The organism is Peribacillus sp. NPDC096447 (genome assembly GCF_044762725.1).
GTDB lineage: Bacteria > Bacillota > Bacilli > Bacillales > DSM-1321 > Peribacillus.
In genome coordinates this window covers 375,305-400,957 of the sequence record NZ_JBIWEV010000003.1, presented here as the reverse complement: position 1 = coordinate 400,957, position 25,653 = coordinate 375,305, and the positions used below count along the sequence as shown (strand labels likewise).

At 39.7% G+C, this 25,653-nt stretch carries 22 protein-coding genes and 1 pseudogene; 19 read left to right on the top strand and 4 right to left on the bottom strand.

Features of this window, described 5'->3' with window-relative positions; all coding sequences use genetic code 11:
* Positions 1-101 precede the first annotated feature (101 nt).
* The 4 genes from ACIQZD_RS13155 to ACIQZD_RS13140 all read left to right on the top strand — a co-directional run bounded on the left by ACIQZD_RS13155 (position 102) and on the right by ACIQZD_RS13140 (position 4,037).
* A complete protein-coding gene (locus ACIQZD_RS13155; protein WP_402903078.1) occupies positions 102-404 on the top strand; it encodes a hypothetical protein in 303 nt (100 codons plus the stop codon).
* Positions 405-993: 589 nt separating this feature from the next.
* Entirely contained in the window at positions 994-1,323 is a 330-nt protein-coding gene (locus ACIQZD_RS13150; protein WP_402903075.1) for a metal-sensitive transcriptional regulator, read from the top strand.
* Positions 1,324-1,339: 16 nt separating this feature from the next.
* On the top strand, positions 1,340-1,546 hold the full coding sequence (copZ, locus tag ACIQZD_RS13145) for a copper chaperone CopZ (RefSeq protein WP_053534714.1): 207 nt from the start codon (positions 1,340-1,342) through the stop codon (positions 1,544-1,546).
* A 103-nt stretch (positions 1,547-1,649) separates the two neighbouring features.
* Positions 1,650-4,037, top strand: a complete 2,388-nt coding sequence (locus tag ACIQZD_RS13140) for a heavy metal translocating P-type ATPase (RefSeq protein ID WP_402903742.1) — start codon at positions 1,650-1,652, stop codon at positions 4,035-4,037.
* A gap of 195 nt (positions 4,038-4,232) precedes the next feature.
* On the opposite strand, the gene ACIQZD_RS13135 is transcribed toward ACIQZD_RS13140, so the two are convergent.
* Complete coding sequence (locus ACIQZD_RS13135) at positions 4,233-4,736, bottom strand: DinB family protein (protein ID WP_402903072.1); 504 nt, start codon at positions 4,734-4,736, stop codon at positions 4,233-4,235.
* A 954-nt stretch (positions 4,737-5,690) separates the two neighbouring features.
* On the opposite strand from ACIQZD_RS13135, the gene ACIQZD_RS13130 reads away from it, so the two are divergent.
* Positions 5,691-6,611, top strand: a complete 921-nt coding sequence (locus ACIQZD_RS13130) for a patatin-like phospholipase family protein (protein WP_402903069.1) — start codon at positions 5,691-5,693, stop codon at positions 6,609-6,611.
* A gap of 697 nt (positions 6,612-7,308) precedes the next feature.
* On the opposite strand, the gene ACIQZD_RS13125 is transcribed toward ACIQZD_RS13130, so the two are convergent.
* Positions 7,309-7,491, bottom strand: a complete 183-nt coding sequence (locus tag ACIQZD_RS13125) for a Spo0E family sporulation regulatory protein-aspartic acid phosphatase (RefSeq protein ID WP_402903066.1) — start codon at positions 7,489-7,491, stop codon at positions 7,309-7,311.
* A 478-nt stretch (positions 7,492-7,969) separates the two neighbouring features.
* Here ACIQZD_RS13125 and ACIQZD_RS13120 point away from each other — a divergent pair, with 478 nt between their 5' ends.
* The 12 genes and pseudogenes from ACIQZD_RS13120 (at position 7,970) to ACIQZD_RS13065 (ending at position 21,782) form a co-directional block, all read left to right on the top strand.
* The gene (locus tag ACIQZD_RS13120; RefSeq protein ID WP_402903063.1) at positions 7,970-9,712 is read left to right on the top strand and encodes an alkaline phosphatase D family protein; all 1,743 of its coding nucleotides are present in this window, start codon (positions 7,970-7,972) and stop codon (positions 9,710-9,712) included.
* Between the two features lie 70 nt (positions 9,713-9,782).
* Complete coding sequence (locus tag ACIQZD_RS13115) at positions 9,783-9,995, top strand: twin-arginine translocase TatA/TatE family subunit (protein ID WP_063233420.1); 213 nt, start codon at positions 9,783-9,785, stop codon at positions 9,993-9,995.
* Between the two features lie 148 nt (positions 9,996-10,143).
* Positions 10,144-10,845 carry a twin-arginine translocase subunit TatC gene (gene tatC, locus ACIQZD_RS13110; protein ID WP_402903739.1) on the top strand — a complete coding sequence of 234 codons (702 nt, stop codon included), beginning with the start codon at positions 10,144-10,146 and terminating at the stop codon, positions 10,843-10,845.
* A 563-nt stretch (positions 10,846-11,408) separates the two neighbouring features.
* Complete coding sequence (locus ACIQZD_RS13105; RefSeq protein WP_402903060.1) at positions 11,409-12,026, top strand: YitT family protein; 618 nt, start codon at positions 11,409-11,411, stop codon at positions 12,024-12,026.
* A gap of 384 nt (positions 12,027-12,410) precedes the next feature.
* Positions 12,411-13,823, top strand: coding sequence for an amino acid permease (locus ACIQZD_RS13100; protein ID WP_402903057.1), 1,413 nt, complete (start codon positions 12,411-12,413; stop codon positions 13,821-13,823).
* A 173-nt stretch (positions 13,824-13,996) separates the two neighbouring features.
* Positions 13,997-14,455, top strand: coding sequence for a hypothetical protein (locus ACIQZD_RS13095; protein ID WP_402903054.1), 459 nt, complete (start codon positions 13,997-13,999; stop codon positions 14,453-14,455).
* Positions 14,456-14,552: 97 nt separating this feature from the next.
* Positions 14,553-15,366: pseudogene (gene phnX, locus ACIQZD_RS13090) on the top strand (phosphonoacetaldehyde hydrolase).
* Positions 15,367-15,541: 175 nt separating this feature from the next.
* Positions 15,542-17,305: a sulfoacetaldehyde acetyltransferase gene (gene xsc / locus ACIQZD_RS13085; protein WP_402903051.1), complete on the top strand. Its 1,764-nt coding sequence runs from the start codon at positions 15,542-15,544 to the stop codon at positions 17,303-17,305.
* A gap of 149 nt (positions 17,306-17,454) precedes the next feature.
* Positions 17,455-18,807, top strand: coding sequence for an aminotransferase (locus ACIQZD_RS13080; RefSeq protein ID WP_402903736.1), 1,353 nt, complete (start codon positions 17,455-17,457; stop codon positions 18,805-18,807).
* A 148-nt stretch (positions 18,808-18,955) separates the two neighbouring features.
* Entirely contained in the window at positions 18,956-19,705 is a 750-nt protein-coding gene (locus tag ACIQZD_RS13075; RefSeq protein WP_402903048.1) for a PIG-L deacetylase family protein, read from the top strand.
* A 45-nt stretch (positions 19,706-19,750) separates the two neighbouring features.
* The gene (locus ACIQZD_RS13070; RefSeq protein WP_402903045.1) at positions 19,751-20,803 is read left to right on the top strand and encodes a YeiH family protein; all 1,053 of its coding nucleotides are present in this window, start codon (positions 19,751-19,753) and stop codon (positions 20,801-20,803) included.
* A gap of 271 nt (positions 20,804-21,074) precedes the next feature.
* A complete protein-coding gene (locus ACIQZD_RS13065; RefSeq protein ID WP_402903042.1) occupies positions 21,075-21,782 on the top strand; it encodes a GntR family transcriptional regulator in 708 nt (235 codons plus the stop codon).
* A gap of 170 nt (positions 21,783-21,952) precedes the next feature.
* Here ACIQZD_RS13065 and ACIQZD_RS13060 read toward each other — a convergent pair whose 3' ends face one another.
* Positions 21,953-22,477 carry a divergent PAP2 family protein gene (locus ACIQZD_RS13060; protein ID WP_402903733.1) on the bottom strand — a complete coding sequence of 175 codons (525 nt, stop codon included), beginning with the start codon at positions 22,475-22,477 and terminating at the stop codon, positions 21,953-21,955.
* Positions 22,478-22,791: 314 nt separating this feature from the next.
* Here ACIQZD_RS13060 and ACIQZD_RS13055 point away from each other — a divergent pair, with 314 nt between their 5' ends.
* Together ACIQZD_RS13055 and ACIQZD_RS13050 are read left to right on the top strand one after the other, a co-directional pair.
* Positions 22,792-23,163, top strand: a complete 372-nt coding sequence (locus ACIQZD_RS13055; protein WP_402903039.1) for a hypothetical protein — start codon at positions 22,792-22,794, stop codon at positions 23,161-23,163.
* Positions 23,164-23,192: 29 nt separating this feature from the next.
* Positions 23,193-24,461, top strand: coding sequence for an erythromycin esterase family protein (locus ACIQZD_RS13050; protein WP_402903036.1), 1,269 nt, complete (start codon positions 23,193-23,195; stop codon positions 24,459-24,461).
* A gap of 692 nt (positions 24,462-25,153) precedes the next feature.
* Here the strand turns inward: ACIQZD_RS13050 and ACIQZD_RS13045 are convergent.
* Complete coding sequence (locus ACIQZD_RS13045; RefSeq protein WP_402903033.1) at positions 25,154-25,591, bottom strand: GNAT family N-acetyltransferase; 438 nt, start codon at positions 25,589-25,591, stop codon at positions 25,154-25,156.
* Positions 25,592-25,653 lie beyond the last annotated feature (62 nt).

Genomic DNA, 25,653 nt, shown 5'->3' with positions numbered 1-25,653 from the left:
CAGGTTTTTTTAAGATAATAATATAGGAACGAAAAGTAGCATAGATATAAGGGAACATAAATATATTCCATTTATTCAACCACGATTAGGAGTGAATTATTATGAGCAATCTGGTAACGTTGACGATAGCTTCAGAAGCGTTTCTCTTGCTATCCTTCATCATTATTATTTTATCAACCAAGAATCCGAAAAGAAATATTCTCTGGGTCATCCTGTTCATCATTGGAGCTGCACCGCTTCTATATTTAGCCATAGATCATGTGAAAAACGATTATATGGATGCAAATATCGGATTAGGCCTTGCCTTTATGTATACCTGGTTATATAGTGCCGTTGCTTTTATCGTCGCCATCATTCTTTTAGTGAAAAAGAAAAGGAATAATAATATATCAAAAGAACTGTGATAAACACATTTGGAATCTAAAATTAAATAAAAATTAAAAGCCCGCAGGCAAACTCGTAGAAAAAAGAGGTTGCCTGCACTTTTTTCTTTGAAAAAGTCGCAGTTCCTTTCAGCCGGAGCATGTTATTCGACCGTCGACGCAGTTATTCGACCTACATCGCATATAATTCGACCGTTAAGTGATTTATTCGACCTACACCGCACAATATTCGACCGTTCAGACAGTTTATTCGACCTTCATCTCATAATAATCCGTTCCCTTTCAAGCCTTTGCGCCGCAAATTTCAGTGGGGACCAGTGGCTTGCCTGTTATTCGGAAGGATTATCGCAAATGACATCAATCGAGCGAGGTTTCATCCATTCAGAACCCCATTTTGAGGACACAGGTTCGCCAATGTTTTTTATGTTTAATAAACTGCCTGTATACAGCAAATAGGCTCTTGGCAGGCAAGGATTTGGATTGTTTAACTCACAATTAGCTTAAGAATAGAAAATGATAATAAACGAATAGTAATAAAAAGGAACATTAATCTTAATCTTTGCATAGGGTAGTAGGGTATGGTATATTAATTTTCGAGGAGGGATGGTTAATGGATGAAATGATGAATGAAGAAGATTGCTGTACGACCTCTTCCCACGGCCGAAAGAGTCATCACTCAGAAGCAGTAAAAAAGAATTTAACGACCCGGTTAAATCGAATTGAGGGTCAAATTCGCGGTATAAAGGGTCTTATTGAAAAAGATACGTACTGTGATGATGTGATCACCCAAATAGCAGCTACACAAAGCGCGATGAATAGCGTGGCCAAGATCTTACTGGAAGGGCATCTAAGGAATTGTGTGGTTGAACGCTTGAATGAAGGGGATACAGAGGTTATAGATGAAGTGCTTGTAACGATACAAAAATTAATGAAAAAATAAAGGAGTAGTGGTTGAAATGGAAAATGTAACATTGAATGTAAGTGGAATGTCTTGTGGTCATTGTGTGAATGCAGTTGAAGGGAATGTAGGAAAACTTGCAGGTGTTGAAAGTGTAAAAGTGCATTTGGATGCAGGAAAAGTGGATGTAGCGTTTGATAAGGAAAAAGTATCACTTGAGAAAATAAAAGAAACAATCGATGATCAAGGCTATGATGTCGAGTAGGTTATGAGAGTGCTGTTAAGCACTTCTTTTTTACAAAAAAATATACCCCATAGCGGTATAGGAAGGCGGGGATGATGTGAGCGGCCAAATAAAAGAAACAAGTATGCATATTACGGGAATGACTTGCGCTGCCTGTGCTAACCGAATTGAAAAAGGTTTAAACAAAATGGAAGGCGTTGAGGAAGCCAACGTTAATTTGGCTCTTGAGAAATCGGTCATTAAATATGATTCGGAAAAATTAAGCAACAAGGACTTTGAAAAGAAAATTCAAGATCTTGGTTATGATGTAGTAAAAGAGAAAAAGGAATTTACGATTACTGGCATGACCTGTGCGGCTTGTGCTAACCGAATTGAAAAAGGGTTAAATAAGTTGGATGGAGTAAGCGTGGCCACTGTGAATTTTGCGCTCGAAAATGGAACCGTCGAATATGATCCTTCCGTTGTCTCACTAGCTGACATCATTCAACGGGTGGAGAAGCTGGGGTATGGGGCGGTCATCAAGGAAGATAATATGGATTCCGTGGATTTCCGTCAAAAAGAAATTCAAAAACAAAAGAATAATTTCATCATTTCGGTCGTATTGTCGTTTCCATTGTTATGGGCGATGGTAAGCCATTTTAGTTTTACTTCGTTTATCTATATGCCTGATTTCCTAATGAATCCTTGGGTGCAAATGGCATTCGCGACCCCCGTGCAATTTCTGATTGGAAGGCAGTTTTATGTTGGGGCTTATAAAGCATTGAAAAATAAAAGTGCCAATATGGATGTATTGGTCGCAATGGGAACATCCGCTGCCTATTTTTACAGTGTTTATCAGGCGATCATCTCGATGGGATCCCATCACAATACAGCACAGCTTTATTTCGAAACTAGTTCGATTCTTATCACCCTCATTCTTTTAGGAAAGCTGTTTGAAGCAAAAGCAAAAGGACGTTCTTCAGAGGCCATCAAAAAATTGATGGGGCTTCAGGCCAAAACGGCATTGGTTTTAAGGGATGGGGAAGAACGGGAAATACCACTTGAAGAAGTCATCGTGGGAGATACGATTTTGGTGAAGCCAGGTGAAAAGATACCTGTGGATGGAGAAGTAGTCGAAGGGAACTCTGCCGTTGATGAATCCATGTTAACGGGTGAGAGCATTCCGGTGGATAAAACAAACGGGGATACTGTAATCGGTTCAACATTGAATAAGAATGGGTTTCTCAAAATGAAAGCGACAAAGATTGGAAGGGATACAGCTCTTTCCCAAATCATCAAAGTGGTTGAAGATGCTCAAGGTTCCAAAGCTCCGATTCAACGTCTTGCTGACCAAATTTCCGGTGTCTTCGTTCCCATTGTTGTAGGGATCGCCCTTTTAACTTTTCTGGTTTGGATGATATGGGTTAACCCTGGAGAATTCACCCCGGCTTTTGAAGCGATGATTGCAGTGCTAGTCATAGCCTGTCCATGTGCTTTAGGTCTGGCCACTCCTACATCGATCATGGCAGGATCAGGTCGGGCCGCCGAATTCGGTATTTTATTTAAAGGCGGGGAACACTTGGAAACCACTCACCATATAGATACGGTCATTTTGGATAAAACGGGAACAGTAACGAATGGTACCCCTGTGCTGACCGATGTCCTCATCGAGAATGGTATGGAGGAAGAACAGTTTTTATCTCTAATCGGTGCAGCTGAAAAACAATCTGAACACCCTCTTGCCCAATCAATCGTTCAAGGAATTCAAGCAAGACAGATATCACTTGCTGTGGTTGAGGAATTTGAAGCGATTCCTGGATACGGGGTGAGAGCTGTAGTGGGTCAAAAAGTGTTGTTCGTCGGAACGCGAAAATTGATGAAGCAAAATAACGTGGATATTACTAAGGCCCTAACAGCGATGGAAGCATTTGAAGAGCAAGGGAAGACCGCAATGCTCGCTAGCATTGAAGGGGAATATGCAGGACTCATTGCCGTTGCGGATACGATAAAAGATACCTCGCTTACTGCGATTAAAAGGTTAAAAGCAATGGATATCCAGGTCATCATGATAACCGGAGATAATCAAAGAACAGCAAATGCCATCGGCAAACAAGTCGCCATAGACCATGTGATTGCAGAAGTCCTTCCTGAAGGGAAAGCGGATGAAGTGAAAAAACTGCAGGCCGCCGGTAAAAGAGTGGCAATGGTCGGAGATGGGATAAATGATGCTCCCGCACTGGCACTAGCCGATATAGGAATGGCTATAGGAACCGGGACGGACGTAGCCATGGAAGCTGCCGATATCACTTTGATCCGGGGTGATTTGAACAGTATTGCAGATGCAATCCTCATGAGCAGGAAAACGATGCGGAATATCAAACAAAATCTATTCTGGGCTTTTGCCTATAATGTAATCGGAATACCAATTGCAGCGATCGGACTGCTTGCCCCGTGGTTAGCGGGTGCTGCAATGGCCTTCAGTTCTGTATCAGTCGTATTGAATGCACTTCGCCTTCAAAGGGTAAAGCTCTAAAGATCATGTAACTTAATGAAGCATTGGTACTGACTGAAGATAACCATATCACGGACGTTTGGATTTTCATATAATGAAAGCCGATGATTCCTTGGCAAGAGGATCATCGGCTTTCATCTGGAATGAACGGTGCTTTAGTATCTTTACAGCGAATCCTAATTAATTTTTCCTTCAAATTTTCGGTTGCCAAACCACTTATTTTAAACAGTAAAATACATAATCTGTAGGTGCGCCACGCTCGCCTTGTTGATGGAGCATCGCTGACACATTACCGCGATGATAGGTCCCATGATTCACTACATGATGGACGAGGTCAGCAAGTACAAACTCACAAACCCCCATTTTGGGATGTTCAGTTACAATCGTCCGTTCGAGATCAGGCTGTGAAGCAAGAAAATTGTCATAATCCTTTGCAAGATCATCATAGCAGGATTCAAGTTCATTTATTGTGACTCCGTCCACTTCTTTCCGCCGCTGTTCAACTTTCTTAAAGGTATCTTGAATTGTGCTTCTTTTCATTATCTCCAACCAGGTAATATCTGTTGCGTAAAGGTGAACAAGGACTTCCTTGATAGATGGAAAGACACTTTTTATCGTGTCGCCATAGACTCCTGCCGGTAATTGTTTTAAGTTTTGGAACACTTGCTGATTAGCCCAAACGTGGTAATCATACATTTTCTTGGCACGGTTACTTTCCATTTTTTCACTCCTTCAATTGTTACATATCCTTTTCGACATAAATTAAAGAATACCTCTATAAAAAATAAAGGTCATCCTGTAAAGAAAATTACTTTTTTGATAAGTGAATAAATTTGTTTTTCACCAAAAAAGAACTGCTGAACGTTCCACTTAGTTCCCAATACTAATCTATTCTTATTGTCTATATTCTTAATGATGTTGTTTGAATTATTAATCCAATAATTTTCTATTGAGATAACTTAAAGTTTAGTAGAGCCTAAATAAAAGAAGAGGAGGGGTAGACACTTTACTATTTTGGAAGAAAGAAAAATAATTAAATTCTGACTACCCATTTTGAGGTATTAGTTCAACAATATAAAAAATTTTTAGATTCGATAAAGTTTTTTAGAAGGTATCTGACAGTTTGTCCATGCAAAACTTCGTTTTATACATACCATGATAATAGATGCTATCCTACTATTGTTTTTACGTTTTATTAGCATCAAAGTTGCGTTAAGGGAGTCTATCACCTTTTAATAATATTACAGTAGAGCCAGTGTAAATGATTAAGGGTTTCTCAAGTAGAGAGTCCAAAGACATGAATAATAAAAGTTGTAAAAAATAAAAAAGTAAAAATGGATAGATATGCAACCAATTGATCGGGGTTGAAGAGCATAAACAGAGTCTAGAAGTGCGGTTAATCATGCGAACAACCTGAAAAGCTGGCAAGGTCAAAGAACATGATATTACAGAAGTTGTGTTAGAGATTGAAAAACACAACCATGTGAATCTAGATACTGTTAGCGAATTAATTTATTAGAAAAATAGAACCGTCTTTAATTCCAACCATCGATGTCAAGCGGTTTTATTCTTCAACTGACGGGGCTGATTTTTGGATTTCAAGAGTGTGAAATTTCGCTTTATTTGAAATTATTGTTAATATTTATAATAACTCTTATCGAGAGGTGGAAAAAAATGAAAGCAGATGCCGTTTTTGAAGGTGGGGGGGTCAGGGGAATTGCTTTTATTGGAGCGATTCAAGCAATGGAAGAGGAAAAAGTAGAATGGGAAAGGCTTGCTGGGACATCAGCAGGAGCAGTAATCGCAGCTCTTTTGGCTAGTGGCTATAAAAGCAATGAAATTAGAGAACGGTATAGTGAAATCAACTACTCAAAGATGCGAGGCAGGACAATTCTGAACCGAATTCCCATTTTGGGCTTCTTTTTGGAACTTCTGGTTCATCTTGGGATTTACAAAAACGACTATTTGGAAACGTGGGTGGATTCTCTTCTTTCAGAAAAAGGGATTAAGACATTCGCGGATCTTCCAGATGGAAAGTTGAAGATAATTGCGTCTGATGTTTCGAATGGTCAGATGCTTATTTTGCCAGATGATTTGGAACGCTATGGGATGTCTCCTGCTGATTTAAAAGTTTCAACTGCCGTAATGATGAGTGCCTCCTTACCATTTTTCTTCCGTCCGGTTATTTGGAAATCAAAAGACCGGAAAAAATCCTACATTTTAGATGGCGGCTTGCTTAGTAACTTCCCAATATGGATTTTCGATACAGAAAACCCTCGCTTTCCAACATTCGGATTCCATTTTGTGAAGGATAAAGTTAACATAGATCCTGTTATACCAACGCCAATCCACCTTTTCAAAAATATATTTAAAACGATGCTTCAAGCCCATGATTTACGACATATGAACGAAGAAACGATTGAACGCACAATTCAAATTCCTACTGGCGGAATCAACGCAACGGACTTTGAACTGAATGAGGATGAAATCGACTTTCTCTATAAATCAGGCTATACTTCTGCAAAAGAATTTTTGTCTGAGTGGGATTTTGAACAATATAAGCACAAACGGATGCAAAGAGTAAAAAATAAGTAGGAGAAACATAACGCTATCGTTTCAAAAGGGTAAAGAGGGGGACAAGGAGCTGTTACAACGGCTCTTTTTCTTATTGAACTAACAATCAATAGTTTAATATTATTCTTTTATTTCCGTTTATTCATTTAAAAAATTCTAAAATAATATCACATGTTAATTTTTTATGATTTCGTATTTCCACTTATTTCTTTTAAGCTCAAGACAACTATGCCTCGATCTAAAAGGAGAAGAGATAGGTGTAACCTAATGTCACTGTGAGGAACGGATGATGAGCCAGTCTTTCATTCCTCTTTTAAAATGCTGTTAAAAAATATAGTAGTAGTAAATGTGCAAAGAGATGGAATCTTCACAATAAATGAAAACAGTATTCCGGGTGCTTATCAGTAAGTAGTGGAAACTCCATTAACCATCCCAGCTTCCATTAAGATTTAATACCAATAGAAAAGTGAATTCAGCAACGCTAGGCGAACAATTAATGTCCCACTTATCTGGTAAACTACATACTGCTTTATCAGGTACGTGTATGGACGTCCCGCATGTATCAGGAGCGCTTGCTTTTCTTATAGAAAAACAATTTAAATGAATCGTTGATATTTGAAAACTCACACCATTCATAAACTTAGATGAGATAGATTGTTTGTTATGGACATTAAAGTTCCTGCAGCTGTAATGATCTCATAAAGGTTCAATAGAAAGCTCAAACAGGTTTCATTCCTGCATATTCTAAACCATTGGGTTCTTTTTGAGCCCCGAGTAAATTCAACAATTTATCTAGTTCCTGGCTTTTATTTAATGTTTTTGGGGCGGTAAATCCATATATCAATCCAGTGGTTATTAGTTCTTTCCTCAATATCTCAATTTTTTCATATAATGCTTCCATACTCTCCAATCCAGAATCCCTCAAGTACTTTCATTTTTTATTATGAAACTATTATTACATAAATTAGGATGTTTTTAAACCGAAAGTAAGTATTCACTTATAAAATATTATTCAAGCATTCGAACAAGTTGGGAATTTTGAGTTCCCGGAGAATGTACAAGGAATCATAATTGATGATTTGATTTCTATAAGTCTATTAAAAATTTTTTATTGTAAAAATAGCCCATGGAAGTTATTTGTAACGATTAAATAAATGATTCATGAAGAGAACTAGGCTGAAAGACTGTCGTTATATGTAAAAGTTTGTAGGTCTATGTAAATGTATGAGTGAAACAAAACTCCTTTTGCGTTCAATAGGTACCATAAGTCCTGCCTAAAAATTCCTAATTGGGAATTTATTGATTTACACATCTTCATACACCTTTAAAAATGGCCTTCTATACTTGAACCAGATTCAAATAATAGGAGGGAAAGATCAATGAATAATGAAAGTGCAATGGATGATTTAATTAAGAATTGGAGCGAAATAGGTAAGAATATGGACCGCCGAAACTTTATCCAGGGAGCAAGTAAGCTTGCCGGACTTTCATTAGGTCTTGCCCTTGCCCAATCAATGGGCGGGATTGAAGTGAATGCTGCCCCGAAATTCAGTGATTATCCATTTACTCTCGGTGTAGCTTCAGGTGATCCGCTCTCGGACAGTGTAGTTTTATGGACAAGGTTGGCACCTGACCCGTTGAATGGCGGAGGAATGCCAAAAGAAGCCATTTCCGTTAAATGGGAAGTGGCAAAGGATGAGAATTTCCGAAAGATTGTCCAACAAGGCAAGGAAATAGCCAGGCCGGAACTTGGCCACTCCGTTCATGTGGAAGTAAGCGGGTTAAAACCTGATAAGGTCTATTTTTACCGTTTTAAAAGCGGAGGGGAAGTAAGTCAGACGGGAAAAACGAAGACTCTTCCGCCAGTAGGTTCAAGTGTTTCGAGCTTGTCATTCGCGTTTGTTTCATGCCAGCAATTTGAGCATGGTCATTATACGGCCTATAAACATTTGGCAAAAGAAGATCTGGATATTGTCTTCCACCTTGGCGATTATATATATGAATATGGACCAAATGAATATGTTTCTTCTACAGGTAATGTCCGTGTACATAGTGGTCCGGAGATCATCACGCTTGAGGATTATCGAAATAGATACGCACAATACCGCTCTGATACCCATTTAAAAGCGGCACACGCAGCTTTCCCATGGGTCGTGACATGGGATGATCATGAAGTTGAAAACAATTATGCAAATGTCATCCCGGAAAAAGGACAATCGGTAGAAGCATTCATCAAGAGAAGGGCCGCCGCATATCAGGCTTATTATGAGCATATGCCCCTTCGTAAATCATCTTTGCCTAAGGGAGCTGATATGCGGTTATACCGAAATTTCACATATGGCGACCTGGCCTCTTTCTTTGTATTGGATTCACGTCAATACAGGGATGATCAGGCAAACGGCGATGGAAGTTCACCGCAAACGCCTGAGTCACTTGATCCGAAACGGACATTGTTAGGTCCAGAGCAGGAACAGTGGCTAACTGACAATCTATCAAAATCAAAAACGAAGTGGAACGTTCTGCCTCAGCAGATTTTCTTTGCACAACGGAATTATGGAACACCAACCGCTCCCAAGTTCAGCATGGATTCCTGGGATGGCTACCCGGCTGCACGCGATCGTTTAATTGATGTAATCAAAAGTAATAACCTGGAAAATCTGGTCGTGTTGACCGGTGATGTACATGCAAGCTGGGCAGCCAATTTAAAGGCGGATTTCGATGATCCAAATTCAAAGATTTTCGGTGTGGAGTTTGTCGGCACTTCCATCACATCTGGTGGAAATGGAGCGGATAAGCGTGCGGATACGGATAAAATACTAAGTCAGAATCCACATATAAAGTTCTTTAATGATTACCGGGGATATGTCCGATGCAAAGTAACACCAGAACAATGGAAGGCTGACTATCGTGTAGTCCCATTCGTGACAGAACCAGGTGCGGATATATCGACAAGAGCATCCTTTGTTTTTGATAAGGATCAAACAGGGCTGCGAAAGGTTGCATCAGCAGCGGTTATGGAAGGTGTACAAAAAACGAACGAAGTCGAGGAAGATCGGACACGTGCCCATAATCGCGCACATGAAAAACAAAGAATGAAAAGTCAGGGGAAAGTGACTAATTGATAGGGAACCATTATGATGCTTGACAAGGATATAGCGAAGAAAAATGAGAAGATCAGAGGAGTGAATAAGAATGCTTTCAAATATAGGAATACCCGGTTTAGTGATCGTACTCGTGATTGCACTGATTATTTTTGGACCGTCCAAACTGCCGGAAATCGGCCGTGCATTTGGCCGGACATTGTCCGAATTCAAAAGTGCAACCAAAGGTTTGGTGAATGATTCAGAAAAAGAGGATGAAAACGAGAATAAAGCTGCGTTAAGAGCTGTTAAAAAAGAAGGATGAAGGTAAATGAGATATAGCGGGCGGAAAGACTCGCCTGCTTCTTTTCATGAGAAGAGTTCGAGGGAAAGTGCCATTTGCAATAGTGCAAGAAAATGTCTAAAAAGGAGGAGTGAAAGTGGAGAGTAAGGATTTACACGTTATTGAGCATATGGAGGAACTCCGAAGCAGAATCATTAAAACACTGATAGGTTTTGTGGCTTTTTTCATAGTGAGTTTCATATTCGTACAGGATATTTATGAACTGCTCATTAAGGATTTGGAAGGAAAGCTCGCCGTGCTCGGTCCGAGTGAAATCCTGTGGGTATATATGATAATCGCTGGGGTTTGTGCAATAGCTGCAACGATTCCGCTAGCAGCCTATCAGTTATGGCGCTTTGTGGCTCCAGCTTTGAAACCGGAAGAGAGAAGAGTTACATTTCGTTTCATACCTGGGCTGTTCATTTTATTCATCACAGGTATCTCATTTGGATATTTTGTGTTGTTTCCAATAGTGCTGGGTTTCCTCACTTCCCTATCGGCCGGGCAGTTCGAGATGATGTTCACTGCGGAAAAGTATTTTCGGTTCATGATTAATTTGATCTTACCTTTCGGGATTTTATTCGAGATGCCGCTTGTGGTCATGTTCCTGACCAGATTAGGCATCATCAATCCAGCAGTGTTGAAAAAGTCTCGTAAGATTTCTTATTTCGTCCTGGTCATAATCTCGATCCTGATTACGCCTCCAGATATAATTTCGGACATTTTGGTTATCGTCCCTTTGCTTGTGCTTTATGAAGTGAGTGTACAGCTGTCCAATATGGTTTACCGAAAAAGGCTTATGAAAGATGAGTCAGCATTACCTGTAACATAAAATGATAACAACCTATTGAATGAAACATTTCTTAGGAAATAGTTACTAAAAGTTGAGGGGCATGTCCCTCAACTTTTTTATTGCGGAATAATATTATGGGGAATGATAGGGGATTTCTTTTCCATTTGCCTTCTTACATTAATGCTTTTCTTATCTATTTTGTCAGGTTTTTTGGGGTGTCATCTTCGAACTATTTCCATTGAAGCGAGCATTATAAGATGCCTTCTCGATGTACTACCCTATGGAATATAGTTCATTCAGATAAATTTGTACAGAAACTCTGCAATGTCTAAATGATTTTGTGATAAACAAGAAAATCATCAACTTTTTTGGGGGATGTTTTATTTTATTTATTAGAAGGAGAGAGGATTCTGGTTAGCGAATTATTCTAATCACTTGAACAAAAATATGCATCCTTCGTAAAATCATTCAAAAATATCGAAAGGGAAAAGGGTCGAATAAATTGGTGTAAGAGTTGAATGCGTATCATATGGTTCAAGTATAAATATATATTTAGGGGGGGAAAGCATTTTCAAAAAAACAATAGGGATGGTGAGAAGTCTATGAAGGATTTGATGAAAATTATTGCAGGAAACATTTCCATGACCTTTGCCTATGCTTATTTAATCGTTCCCAATGAAATTATCAATGGCGGGGTAACTAGCTCGGCATTATTATTGAACGCATTATCGGGTTATAACATTGCCATGCTAGCCAATTTCGTTACAGGATTACTGTTAATCATTTGTTTAGTTTTTCTAGGGAAAGAGTACTTTTTTAAGTCGATCGTAAGTTCCCTTAGCTATATGGTTTTTTTCAATTTTTTTTATTCATTGAACATTGATATTGATGTAAATATCGTTTTAGTGATTATCATTTCGTCGATTTTGATAGCGATAGGATATTATTTATGTATAACTGCAAATGCTTCCACTGTTGGCTTTGACGTGATAGCCTTAATTTTGCATCATAAAAATGAAAAAATTGATATTGCAGCGACAATCAGGATTATTAATCTTATCGTACTCATATTGGGCCTTCTTGTTTTCGGATTTACTTCGATTGTTAAGGGAATAGCTTTTACATTGTTTTTTTCATATCTTCTTAAGAAAATGCTGGATAGAAAGCAGAAGGCCGTAAAGTCAACAGTGGAAAGTGCGTTGGATGAAACCACCAATTAAAGAAGTAAAATGAAAGAATTGCCGACTAACTGGAGACCGTTTGTTGTATTTAAAAATTTTCATTTTGTTATCTAAATATTCTGATTTTTAAATTGACTTTAAAAAAATCAGAGTGTATTATACACATAGAAAGTGGTACTAACATCATGACGTAGTGATGTTATATCCGCTTCGAATTTCAAAGTAGCACTAAGGAAGGAGGAATAGTGATATAGAATCGTAATTTCATAGTCATCTCCTGTGTTGTTTTTAAAATGCCATGTTTCCAAGTTCCCACTATCTTTGTGAAAGTGTAAAGGACAGGCAGCTGAAAAGCCTTGTTTTTACATTCAAGTAGCGATTATGTTAGTTGATTCCCCAAAATATTGAAAGTTGGTGGAGGGTATGAAACATCAACAGGAAGAACTGAAACCAGGTCTGAAACAAAGACATTTAACGATGATATCTTTGAGTGGTGTCATAGGCGCTGGTTTATTCGTAGGAAGCGGTATCATAATTGGTCAAACGGGCCCCGGAGCGATATTATCATATGTTTTGGCAGGCTTGATCGTTGTTTTAGTCATGAGGATGCTTGGGGAAATGGCCACAGTTAATCCCAATACTGGATCTTTTGCCGTTTATGCAAGAGAGGGGATAGGTGAATGGGCCGGTTTTACAACAGGTTGGTTATATTGGTTCTTTTGGGTTATCGTAATTGCTTTGGAAGCAACAGCCGGAGCAGCAATCATACACAGCTGGCTTCCTTCCGTCCCCGTCTGGGTCATAAGTCTATCATTGATCATCCTATTGAAAATGACGAATATTTTTTCCGTTAAATCGTTTGGTGAGTTCGAATACTGGTTTTCAATCATTAAAATAATCAGTATCATACTATTTTTGTGCCTGGGTGTGGCAGTGATATTAGGGTTTATCCCAACGATAAAACCACCTGGCGCTTCGAATCTTTTGAATTTTGGCGGTTTTGTTCCGAACGGGCTAAGTTCTGTGCTTGTTGGCGTCGCCATTGTTTTTCATGCATTTGTTGGAGTGGAGATTCCAGCAATTGCCGCGGGTGAAACCAGTGATCCGGTAAAATCAGTTAGAAGTGCATTGAATAGTGTCGTTTGGCGCATCCTGATTTTCTATATTGGGTCCATCGCGATACTAGTGACGCTATTACCCTGGAATTCGGCTTCATTGCTGAAAAGTCCATTTGTTGCCGTCCTTGAATTGCTGGGGATCCCTTCTGCTGCCCTGATCATGAATATAGTGATTCTCATTGCATTGCTATCCTGTTTGAATTCGGGATTATATACGAGTTCACGCATGTTATTTTCACTTGCACAAAAGGGCGACGCCCCAAAGGTATTTTCAAAAGTGAGCAAGAACGGCGTCCCTATATTTGCTGTAGTCGGCTCTACTTTATTCGCCTTTATCAGCACCATTTTCAGTTATATTTCACCTGATAAAATCTTTTTCTTTTTAGTGAATTCCTCAGGTGGAGTCGGAATTCTTGTTTATCTTGCCATTGCGGTTTCCCATCTCCGATTAAGGAAGAGAATGGAGAAAGAAAATCCCGGAATTTTCAAGATCAAAATGTGGTTATTCCCGTATTTGACTTATGCAACGATAATTTCCATGGTTTCCGTGTTAATATTAATGGCATTTATCGATTCGCAGCGTCCACAGTTTATCTTTACCATGCTATTTAGCTTGATCGTTATCTGTTCATTCTTTTTCATTCGGCGAAAAAAAGCGAAGTATATGGAGAATGAATTAAATATTGTTTCTGGTTCCCCTAATTCTGAAAAGTTATAGCTTTGGTCTAGACCATTGGTTTAATCTAAGGTAATGCTTCGTTTACTTCTATGGAATTCCTCAGACAAAATTCTTCAATCACTAATCAGCTAGAATATGATTTCCCATAGAAAAAGAGAGTTGTTCTAACAAGGCTTGGTGACATCTTTCTTTTAATTCATGAAGGAGGGGTTATGTTGAATGGTTTCCGTGTAATAACTAGTGGAGTTGTCCTTGGAGCCATATTGCTGTCAGGCTGCAACAATTCAGCTGAACCGGACGAGGCTCAACAAGAAAAAAGTCCAGTCATGAATGAAAATCCGGATTCAAATACGGGTGAAACCCAAAATGCAGAGGTTATTAAAAAAGGTGTCGGCGATGTGATTCAATCCATAAAAGGATTGGAATCAGAATTAAGTACGGAGGCGGATTCAGAGGAAATTCAAGAAATGGGAAAAGATATCAGTTCTACTTGGGATTCGATAGAAAAGCAAGTGGAAGATGAATACCCCGATTGGTATGAAAGGATTGAGAAAAACCTTTACCCATTAATTGGGGAGTCTGGGAATCCAGAAAAGGACCTTGAAAAGATTAAACGACTCTCTGAAGCTACAAAAGAAGATTTACAGTTATTTTTGAAAGAAGTGAATTGAATTTCTCTTTAAACCAGGATAAGCGATTAATGGGTTTTAACAGGTTTAGCAAGTTTGGTGATTTTGGAGGAGGTAAGGATGAGGAGGGGAACTTAGATTGGTAAGTGCAAAAGAATGCAAAGAGGTTCAGGCAGTGATATTCGATTGGGCAGGAACGTTTTGCGCCGGTCCAAGCATTTGTCGAAATATTCAGGATAAGGGGGTTAGATATTACCATTAAGGAAGCAAGGGAACCTATGGGGTTATTGAAAATGGATCATATTATGGAACTCCTGAAAATGAAACGAATCTCTAATTTATGGATTGCTAAATTCGGGAAAGAACCGGACGAAAGAGATCTAAATTCATTATATATGGATTTTGAGGCTTTGCTTTTTAAGGTTCTAAAGGAGAACGCCAAGCCAATACCCGGTGTAATTGAATTAGTCAGCCGTTTAAGGCAGCAAGGAATAAAAATCGGTTCGACAACAGGGTATACTCATGAAATGATTAATGTTGTTAAAGAAGAGGCGAAAAAATGGGGCTATCAACCTGATTCCATCGTTGCGTCTACCGAAGTGCCTACAGGTAGGCCTGCCCCTTGGATGTGCTTTAAGACGGCGATGAATCTCCAAGTGTATCCACTCAGCAAAATCGTTAAAGTGGGTGATACGATAAGTGATATCAAAGAAGGCATTTCTGCGGGAATGTGGACTGTTGGCGTATTGAAAGGCGGCAGTGAAATCGGACTTTCAGAAGCAGAAATCAATGAAATGGACCCTTATGATCTGAAAAAAAGGATGAAAAATGCAGAAAACCGTTTTTTGAATGCAGGTGCCGATTTCGTAATTGATGAAATAGGTGATTTATTGGAGATCATCGATAGGATCAACTATAGATTGACAGAAAAAAAGGATATATTTATTGGCTAAAAATAGATTGATTGATGTAATTCAAGAGTTTTGATGGTTAATGATTTTAAATAAATTCTAAATATTCAATTTATTCATTGACTGTTACACACAATGGTAGTATTATACATCTTATAACTGGTACGGACGTCGCAACGTCATTATCAGAAATAAATATAATTAAGGAGAATGTGCAATGGTCGAAACAAAAATGTTAAGAGGAACGAAAGTTAAAATGACACCAAGTGAAGCCATCGTTGAGACATTAGTGGCCGAGGGAGTTAAACATATCTCGGGAATCCTGGGATCTGCTTTCATGGATATGCTTGATTTATTGCCAACTGCAGGCATTCGTTTCATTGGTGTCCGCCATGAACAAAGTGCAGCACATATGGAAGATGCCTATTGTCGTGTCTCTGGTGTTGCAGGAGTTGTCATCGGGCAAAACGGGCCGGGAATGACGAATATGGTCACCTCTGTTGCAGCGGCCAATCAAGCTCATACTCCTATGGTGGTCATATCACCTTCAGCTGGTACACCAACGGTTGGATGGGATGGTTTTCAAGAATGTGATCAGGTTTCCATCTTCAAGGCAATCACGAAAGAAACGGTTAGAGTGACACACCCAGGCCGGGTCGCTGATTGCCTCAGGACAGCATTTCGGATTGCCTATGCCGAGAGGGGACCGGTTTTATTCGATATCCCGCGTGATTACTTCTATGGTGAAGTGGAAGATCAAATACTTCAACCACATCAATATCGCGTAGATGAACGGGGCTGCGGATCTTCTGCATCCTTGGATAGAGCGGCTGAAATTCTAGCTGAGGCTGAGTATCCTGTCATCATTTCCGGCAGGGGAACGGTCGATTCAGATGGCATTGAGGAAATTAAGAATATTGCAGAATATTTAACAGCTCCGGTAGCTGTCTCCTATATGCATAATGATGCTTTTCCTGCTGATCATCCATTATCAGTCGGCCCAATCGGTTACATGGGTTCAAAGGCTGCCATGAATACACTTAAGAAAGCGGACGTCATATTGGCGGTCGGTACTAGATTATCGGTATTTGGAACGCTACCATGCTATGACATTGATTATTTCCCTAAAGATGCGCAAATCATCCAAATAGATATTAACCCGAGGCAAATAGCGAGGACGCACCCTGTGGAAGTTGGGATCATCGGAGATGCCCGTGAAGCTAGCCATGAAATCTTGAAACGGTTGAAGGCTAGTAAACCTAACCTAAAACAAGAAAAAAAGCGGATGGTCGAAGTAACGAATGAAAAACAAAAATGGGAAGAAGAATTGGTGAGACTTGCAATGATCGATGGAACGCCAATCAATCCGCGTCGGGCCCTTTTGGAATTGACTAAAGTGTTGCCTGAAAATGCCATAGTTACTACAGATATCGGTAATGTATCGTCAACTGCAAACGCTTACTTGAAGTTCAACCAGAGCCGCAGGCATATTGCTGCGCTTACATTCGGGAACACGGGATTTGCTTACCCATCTGCACTTGGTGCCAAGTTAGCTGAGCCGAATACGCCTGTTTTAGCCATTGTTGGAGATGGCGCGTGGGGCATGAGCTTACATGAAGTGAGTACGGCCGTTGAAGAAAATATACCGGTCATAGCATGTGTCTTCAATAATAATGCATGGTGTGCAGAGAAAAAGAATCAGGTCGATTTTTATAATAACCGTTTTGTAGGGGCGGATATCCAAAATCCTGATTTCGCAGAAGTTGCCCGATCAATGGGTGCTGTAGGTATTAGAGTCGAAAAAGCTGACGAGTTAGGGGCAGTCATTGAAGACGCAATAAAATCAAATAAACCGACTGTCATTGATATACAAGTCGATGGAACACAATTGGCTCCGCCATTCAGAAAAGATGCATTAAAAATGCCTACTAGATTATTAGAAAAATATTCTCATTTAGATCATAAAAACTGGGATAAATAATGGTATGGAAATAGAGTGATATGACAGGTGCGATGACTTGAATTTTGGGTCATTGCACCATCACCCATTCGCTCTATAAAGGTCTGTAACAACATGGGAACTTAACTTAATTGCATTCGATGAATAATAAGGGGGTTTCAAAAGTGAAGATGGAAACTGAAACGAAAGACCTTGTTCAAATGGATAAAGACCATTTATGGCATGCGATGCATCGCTATAATGAAAAGGATGCTCCCATGATGGCTACAGAAGGATCCGGCTCATGGTTCACAGATGCTAAAGGGGATAAATATTTAGATGGGGTTTCCGGTTTATGGTGCTTGAACCTGGGTCACGGAAGAAAAGAGATTGCCCAGGCAGCCTATGAACAAATGGTTAACTTATCTTACTTCCCTTTAACGTTAAGCCATAAGCCGGCAATCGAATTATCTGCAAAAATAAGTGAGCATCTAAAGGGCTCCTATACAACGTTTTTTACGAACAGCGGCTCTGAGGCGAATGAGACAGCTTTTAAAATAGCCAGGCAATATCATTCCCAAAATGGCAATCAGGGTAAATACAAATTCATATCTAGGTACAGAGCTTATCATGGCAATACTTTTGGCGCGCTAAGCGCGACCGCACAGGCAAACCGGAGAGTGAAATATGATCCGGCGGTTCCCGGTTTCCTGCATGTGCCACCGCCGTACAGTTATCGAAGCCCGTTTGGGGAAAACGTTGGAAACTCCGACTTGCTTGCAGCTGAATATATCGATCAGGTCATTAATTTTGAAGGAGCTGAAACGGTAGCGGGTGTTATTCTTGAACCATTCATCTCTGGTGGCGGGGTCCTTATTCCTTCGAAAGAATACTTAACGAGGGTTTCGGAAATATGTAAGAAGCATGATGTTCTTTTAATTGTGGATGAAGTGGTTTCAGGTTTTGGAAGAACTGGAAAAATGTTTGGGTTCATGCACTCCGATGGAGTTCAACCGGATATTGTAACAATGGCAAAGGGTTTGACCAGCGGTTATCTTCCACTTGGAGCAACGGCAGTGAATTCGAGGATTTATGAGAAATTCAAAGAGAACGGAAATTTAAATCATTTCAGGCATGTGTCAACATATGGAGGCCACCCTGCATCTTGCGCAGTTGCCCTAAAGAACATTGAAATCTTGGAAAATGAAAAAATCGTTCAGCGAGTATCTGAACTTAGTGAATCGACACTAAGTGAGCTATTTGAATTGACAGCCCTAAATAAAGTAGGGGAAGTTCGGGGAGTAGGGTTTTTATACGGCATTGAATTAGTGGAAGATAAAAAGGCAAAAACACCAGTTTCCGATGAGTTCATGGGTAAAATAATCGGGGCTTGCAAGGAAAAGGGTCTTATTATCGGCCGTAATGGTGATACAGTTCCTGGATATGGAAACGTATTGATCATTGCACCGCCTTTATCTTCGACAGTTGAAGATTTACGCTTTGTCATAGAAACGGTTAAATCCGTTTTATATGAATTATGCTAACCAAATAGATGATTGAACTTTAGGGACTAAATAATAGACGAAAAATGAAGATGGGCATGATTTGTCTAACCGCTTTGACATCCATGTCCATTTTTGATATTGGGACTAACAGTGTGGGAAAACTGAAGAATCCGGAGTAGGAGGAAATATGCAATCAAAACATAGGTTATTGGTGGTTCTGGCACATCCCGATGATGAGTCATTCCTGTGTGGCGGAACCATTTCTAAAATGTCTGAGCAAGGTGTTCATATAACCTTACTATGTGCGACAAAAGGCGAAATGGGCAGGCGCATGGGAGATCCCATTCTTACAACAAGGGAGGCATTGCCCGGACTAAGGGTAAATGAGTTAAAAAACGCTTGTGAAGAATTGGGGATCAGCAACCTGCGATTTTTAAACGTAAGGGATAAAACGATAGAATTTGAGAGCTTCGATCTTTTGGCGGAGAGAATCGTAAAGGTGATACGTGAAGTTCAGCCGGAGGCACTAGTAACATTCCATGAGAAATATGGGGGGCATCCAGACCATTGTGCGATTGGCCGTGCTGCCGAATTTGCTTTTCTAAAATCCGGTGACCCCGATTTTTATCCAGATCCAGTATTTCCAGCTTTTAAGGTTCATAGTCTGTACTTTGTCCTTTGGCATGCTTTTTATGATGAATGGTTTAAGGAAAACGGGCTGAGCAGTATCACAGAAGTGGATATAACAGGGACGTTACAGAAAAAGATCCGAGCCTTAAGGTCCCATCGTTCCCAGACACTAGCAGTTCCTGAATTGTGGGGGAATCAAAATCCTAGCTTGCCTTTTTTAAAGGAATCCGAGTATTTTATCAAAGGGAATTCACCTACTAATATAGAAGAAACCGATTTTTTTCAAACGATTGAAAGGATGGGGTGATACGTAATTTGGGCTTTAGTTTATCTGGAAAGGGGGAAGGAATGTATGGAATTAGAAAAATATGAGCCACTGGAAGAAACACCTCAGGTGCAGCAAAAACCGCTTCAGAATAAGGTGCTTTTGTGGCTAAGCGGTATCGCTTTCACCTTTTTTATTGCCCTCTTAGGCTTGGGGCTGTCCAAGATTTCAGGATTCAATCGAATCGGCCCTCTTGCATGCTCGATCATCATTGCCGTGATTTATCGTCAAATTGCGGGATATCCAGAAAAGTTCCGGACGGGAATTGAATTTTCCGCAAAAAAACTTTTGCGTTTTGCCATTATTTTATACGGGTTGAAATTAAATATCGATGTGATTTTCAATCAAGGACTGCCATTGTTGGTACGTGACATAGGGACAGTAACATTTGCCATAGTCGTGATGGTCCTGATTGCAAAGTGGTTTAAGGCAGATGCTTCCATTTCCCTTCTTCTTGCTGTAGGAACCGGGATATGCGGAGCGGCAGCCATCGCGGCCATATCTCCAATCGTGAAAGCGAAGGAAGAGGATACAGCCATAGGCGTTGGGATAATCGCTTTAATGGGAACACTTTTCTCGATTATATATACCCTTTTACGTCCGATCCTTCCGCTGTCTGCTTTGGATTATGGAATCTGGTCTGGGATCAGCCTTCATGAAATCGCCCATGTTGCATTGGCAGGAGCACCGGCTGGTGAAGATGCGCTAGCGATTGCACTACTCGCAAAATTGGGGCGTGTCTTTTTACTTATCCCATTATGTTTCATTTTTATGTATTGGATGAAAAAACGCACATCCGGGAAGATGGGCCATGATGCCAAGATTGATTTTCCATGGTTCCTCGTTGGTTTTATAATCATGAGTCTAATTGGAAGCTATGTGTTTGGAACGTATATCACGGTGTCTCCTCTCGTAATGGATGGCATTTCGAAAACGACTACATTTATATTGACAATGGCCATGATCGGTCTTGGACTGAATGTAAGCCTGCAGGCACTGCGTACAAAAGCCATGCGTCCTCTTTTAGCCATGACAATTACCTCTTTGCTGCTTTCCATCATTTCGTACTTTATCGTTTAATATATAAGCTTTCCATTGTTGTCCCAGTTAGATAAGCCTGAAAATGTGATGAATAATGCATATGGATAAGCCCTGAATATATTAATCTATTCAGGTTTTTTTTATTCATTCGAAGAAAACGTTTTTGGAAATGCAGGAGTGGAAATTTGACGAAATCCTAATTTAAGGAAAAAAATAAGTGTTGACATGTTTGAATATTATAACTATTTGGTTTACAATATAAGAACTGATACGAACATTACGATGTCTTTTTCTGTTTGGAGGAAATTTTATGGAGTTAGACTTTAAAAATCCAATCCCTTTACATGCTCAATTGAAAACCATATTGGAAAATCAGATTTTGGAAGGTTATTATAAAGACAAAATCCCTAGTGAAAGGGAACTCATGGATATGTATTCTGTCAGCAGGAGTACTGTACGGGAAGCCGTATCCATCCTGGTTCGTGAGGGAATATTGGAAAAGAGGCATGGAAAGGGAACGTTCGTTTCCCTTAAACCTGTACAAGAATGGTTAAAGATGATAAGTTTCACTGAAACCACTAAAAGCATGGGAATTAAATTACTAGATCATGGCCGTGTAATGACACCTGAAAATATTGCTGATGCAAATGGGTTCGAAGATGAATCTTACCATATTAAAAGGCTGCGGTTACAGGGGGATATCCCCATAGCCATTGAATTGCATTATTATTCTTTGGACCTAGGAAAAAAATTGACGAAATTCGATTTAAGTACAACCGTATTGTATGATGCACTCGAAGGTGATCTAAACATTGACTTTTGTGAAGCGGAACAAATCATAACCTGCGGCTTTCCAACAAAAGAAGATGCAGAACATTTAGGTATAGCCGAAACGATGTGCTTGTTGATTACAGAACGAATGATTTTTGATTCTGATGGTAATTTAGTAGAGTATTACAAAGGATTATTCCGATCTGATATGTACTCATTCGCAATGAAAATGTCCCGGAAGAATTGATTTTGCACATAAAATGACCTATGCCTTTCTAAGAGAGATGAGAGGCCTAGGTCATTTTAAATCCTACCAGTATATACAATGATACGACTTTTAATGGAGAGTTTGTCTATGTTTATAACATAGGCATATTTTAATATAATCTATTGTTATGATCAAATTATATATGTTATTCAAGATCTGGAATATCTAGGCTTGCCCAACGTTTTCAGCCTTTTGGTTTTGGAGGGCTTGCCATCCTCCAATTTAGCCGAGATAAGTCCAAGTACCACTCCAAGCAACGCACCTGCCCCCACTTCCACAGGCTGATGTCCGAGCAGTTCATTCAGTTCCTTATCACGCTCCACAAATTCAAAGCTCGGAAACTCTCCCGAAAATTTCGCCATATTATCTTCAAGGTCATTCACAAGCTTGGCAATTTCGCCTGTATGGCGCCGGATCCCCTGAGCATCATACATCACAATCACGCCAAACACTGTCGCAAGCGCTGTTTCCGTATGCAGCCATCCTTTATTCGCTGCGACATAGGATGCCAGTGCGGCCACACCGGCAGAGTGCGAACTAGGCATGCCACCTGTTGTGAAAGCCTGCTTCAAGTCCCACTTTCCCGTCAGTTTATAATGCGTTAAAATTTTCAGCCCTTGCGCAATGCCGATCGCCGACAGCGCCGTTAAAATTCCCCGATTCATCTTTTCCATGAGCAACTCCTCCACTCCGCTCCAGACCAGTCCAACCCAATCCGGGATTTTATCTTCCCTCTTTTGATACCCCAATAATAATTTTTATATGCAGCAGTTCCATGATTATCGGCATTTAATAACAGCCTGCTCAATGCAAGATAATGACACTGTTGTCTGGGTCCGTATTCAGTGCAAGCTTAATTTCCGAACTAGGGGTTCTGGCTTGCTTTTTTTCAGAGAAGGTCACCATTTTATAATAATATTTATAGGATGGGTCACTTAAGGAAAATATATAACGGAAGATTATTAACAGGTGTTAAGGTGGCAATGGAATGAACAAGATCAAGGATATGAATCCGGAAGAGTTAAAAAAGATCATGACGGTAACCGAGCGAATGTCTTTCACAAAAAACTTCAGGTCTGCTACAGCTGAAGAATGGTTTGTTTTCATTCCCGGCTTTAATGATCCAGTTACTGGTGGAGCTGCTGGAAAGGCTATAGTTCACTACAATCTATATGGAAACAAAGATATGTTCATTAACACGACGGTCATTCTGGATGACCCTGTTTTATTTGAGGTGGAAAACTTTCAGCTGGTTTACTCTATTTGTGATGAACTTATAAATCGTCTAGTGGGATACGCTGATACTTTACTGTCCGTACACGCAGGTTCAAATTCTTACAATGCTGAGTATAAACGATAATGTTCGTAAGAGAACAAGGAGGAAAAACAGTGCATCATAATCTGGTTCAGTCAATAATCGAACAATCAGTCATGCTTACAAGTGAAGCAGATTGGGATAAGCTCGTTCAACAAGTCAATAATTCCAAATTTGTTTTGCTGGGTGAGGCATCACATGGAACATCCGAGTTTTACACGGCCCGAGTTGAAATAACAAAAAAACTGATTCAAGAAAAAGGGTTCACTTTTGTAGCCGTTGAAGGCGATTGGCCCGCATGCCAGGCAATCAATAGGTATGTAAAAGGCTATGACCTCGAGGCTAGATCCGCAAAGGATGTACTTAAAAGTTTTGACCGCTGGCCGACCTGGATGTGGGCAAACGAGGAAATGATCGACCTGATTGAATGGATGAAAGAATACAATGAGTCTGGACAAAATCAAACGAAAGTTGGATTTTATGGGATAGATATCTATAGTCTTTGGGAATCCATGGATGAAGTCATCCATTACTTAAAACAAATTGATTCGCCTGACCTCGAAGCTGCCAAACAGGCGTTCACATGTTTTGAGCCATTCAATCGGAATAACGAAGAGTACGCAGTTTCTGCAGGCATTTTTTCAGAAGACTGTATAGAGGAGGTTGCCAAATTACTGACGACTATTCAACGAAAAAAAGAAAAATACCCCCATCATGAAGAATTGAATTTGAACCTTCAAGTGAATGCATTGGTAGCGTATAATGCAGAAAATTATTACAGGACGATGGTGGTTCATGATGATAAATCATGGAATATTCGAGATATGCATATGGTGGATGCACTTAATGAAATTATGGATTTTTACGGTTCTGAAGGCAAGGCGATTGTATGGGAACATAATACCCATGTTGGCGATGCCAGCGCTACAGACATGAGAGATTCCGGGATGATTAACGTCGGCCAGGTCATTCGTGAACAAAACCCAACTGAAGATGTATTTATCACAGGTTTCGGAACCTATAGGGGAACTGTTATTGCAGCAGATGAATGGGGCAAGGATTTTGAAATAAAAACAGTACCCCCGGCTATGAATGGAAGTTGGGAGGAGGCTATGCACCTTTCAGGCGCGTATGATAAGTTGCTCATTTTCACCGATGAAAATCGTCAGCTATTCCAAGATAGAATTGGACATCGGGCTATCGGGGTTGTATACCGACCGGAATATGAACAATACGGAAACTATGTACCTTCTGTAATGTCAGATAGATATGATGCTTTTGTTTACATTGATGAAACGCAGGCCCTTCACCCGCTTGTTCATGAAAAAGCACCCGTTATGTAATAAAAAGATAAAGCCATTTATAACTTTCGTTTTATAAATGGCTTTGTCTTTTGTTCGTGCCAATTCTTAACGCTGCCTTTTTTTTATGACTTATGAAAAGCTAATGAAATCGTTGCGTGCAAAGCGATTTAATATTTAAATTAAAAACCATTCTTTTAAGAAAGGTTTTTATCTTGATATCTATTTGCTTGCAGATGGGCATCCTAAACAGACGGTGTAATAAAGAAAGAGGTAAGAAAAATGACAAAGACAGTGCGAGATAACTACACCTGAAAAGACTGATACATCAGCTTTTTTTCTTTGTTTAAAATTAACTAGTACCAATTATGTAGAAAACAATTGACCTAGACCATATTAAATGGAACGGGTGTACGAGACTCCTGCGGGATAAGCGCGTCAAAGGGGAGACCCAGCAGGCGCAAAGGCGCCGAGGGGGCTCCCGGACCGCCCGCGGAAAGCGAGTGCCCTATGTTCCAATCAACGTCGAGGTTTTACAAACACTCATAAAACTGTAGACAAACTTGATTTTCATCGAGTTTGTCTACAGTTTGAGAAGACTGAAAATAGTCTTTTTTTATATTTACAATTGTTCAACGTAAGTATATTTTATGGTTAAAGAACAGCCAAGGGTAAATAGTATGATCCCCATCAAATTAGGTTAATGTTTGTTTTACTCACATTTAGCACACTTTTCATTCATTAATTCTTTTTATCATTAAAAGATGTGGACCGCCATCTTCCATAAAGACATCGGATGAAGTCTGATAGCCGAGTTTTTTATAAAAACCCTCTGCCTGTGTTTGCCCATGTAATTTCACCTGGGATATTTCCTTTTTCTTTGCGATTTCTTCCAACGTTTTAATTATTATTTTTCCAAGACCAAATTTACGGTAAGCCTCTAAGATGCAAATTCTCTCCAATTTTCCTAAACCATCAACAACTCTTAACCTCCCAGTTCCGACTGGTTTTTCATTATAATAGACTAATATGTGTTCAGATAAAGCATTAAGTGTATCGTATTCATCAAATTCACTTTCTAAAGGGAAGCCTTGTTCCTCGACAAATACTTCTTTTCTGATTTGAAAGGCTACTTTTAAATCACTTTCTGTAGTTATTCTCTTTGAATCCAATGTTCTTCATCCCTTTTCTAGATTTATTCAGTAAGACAAGTCATAATATATGTATAACTTTT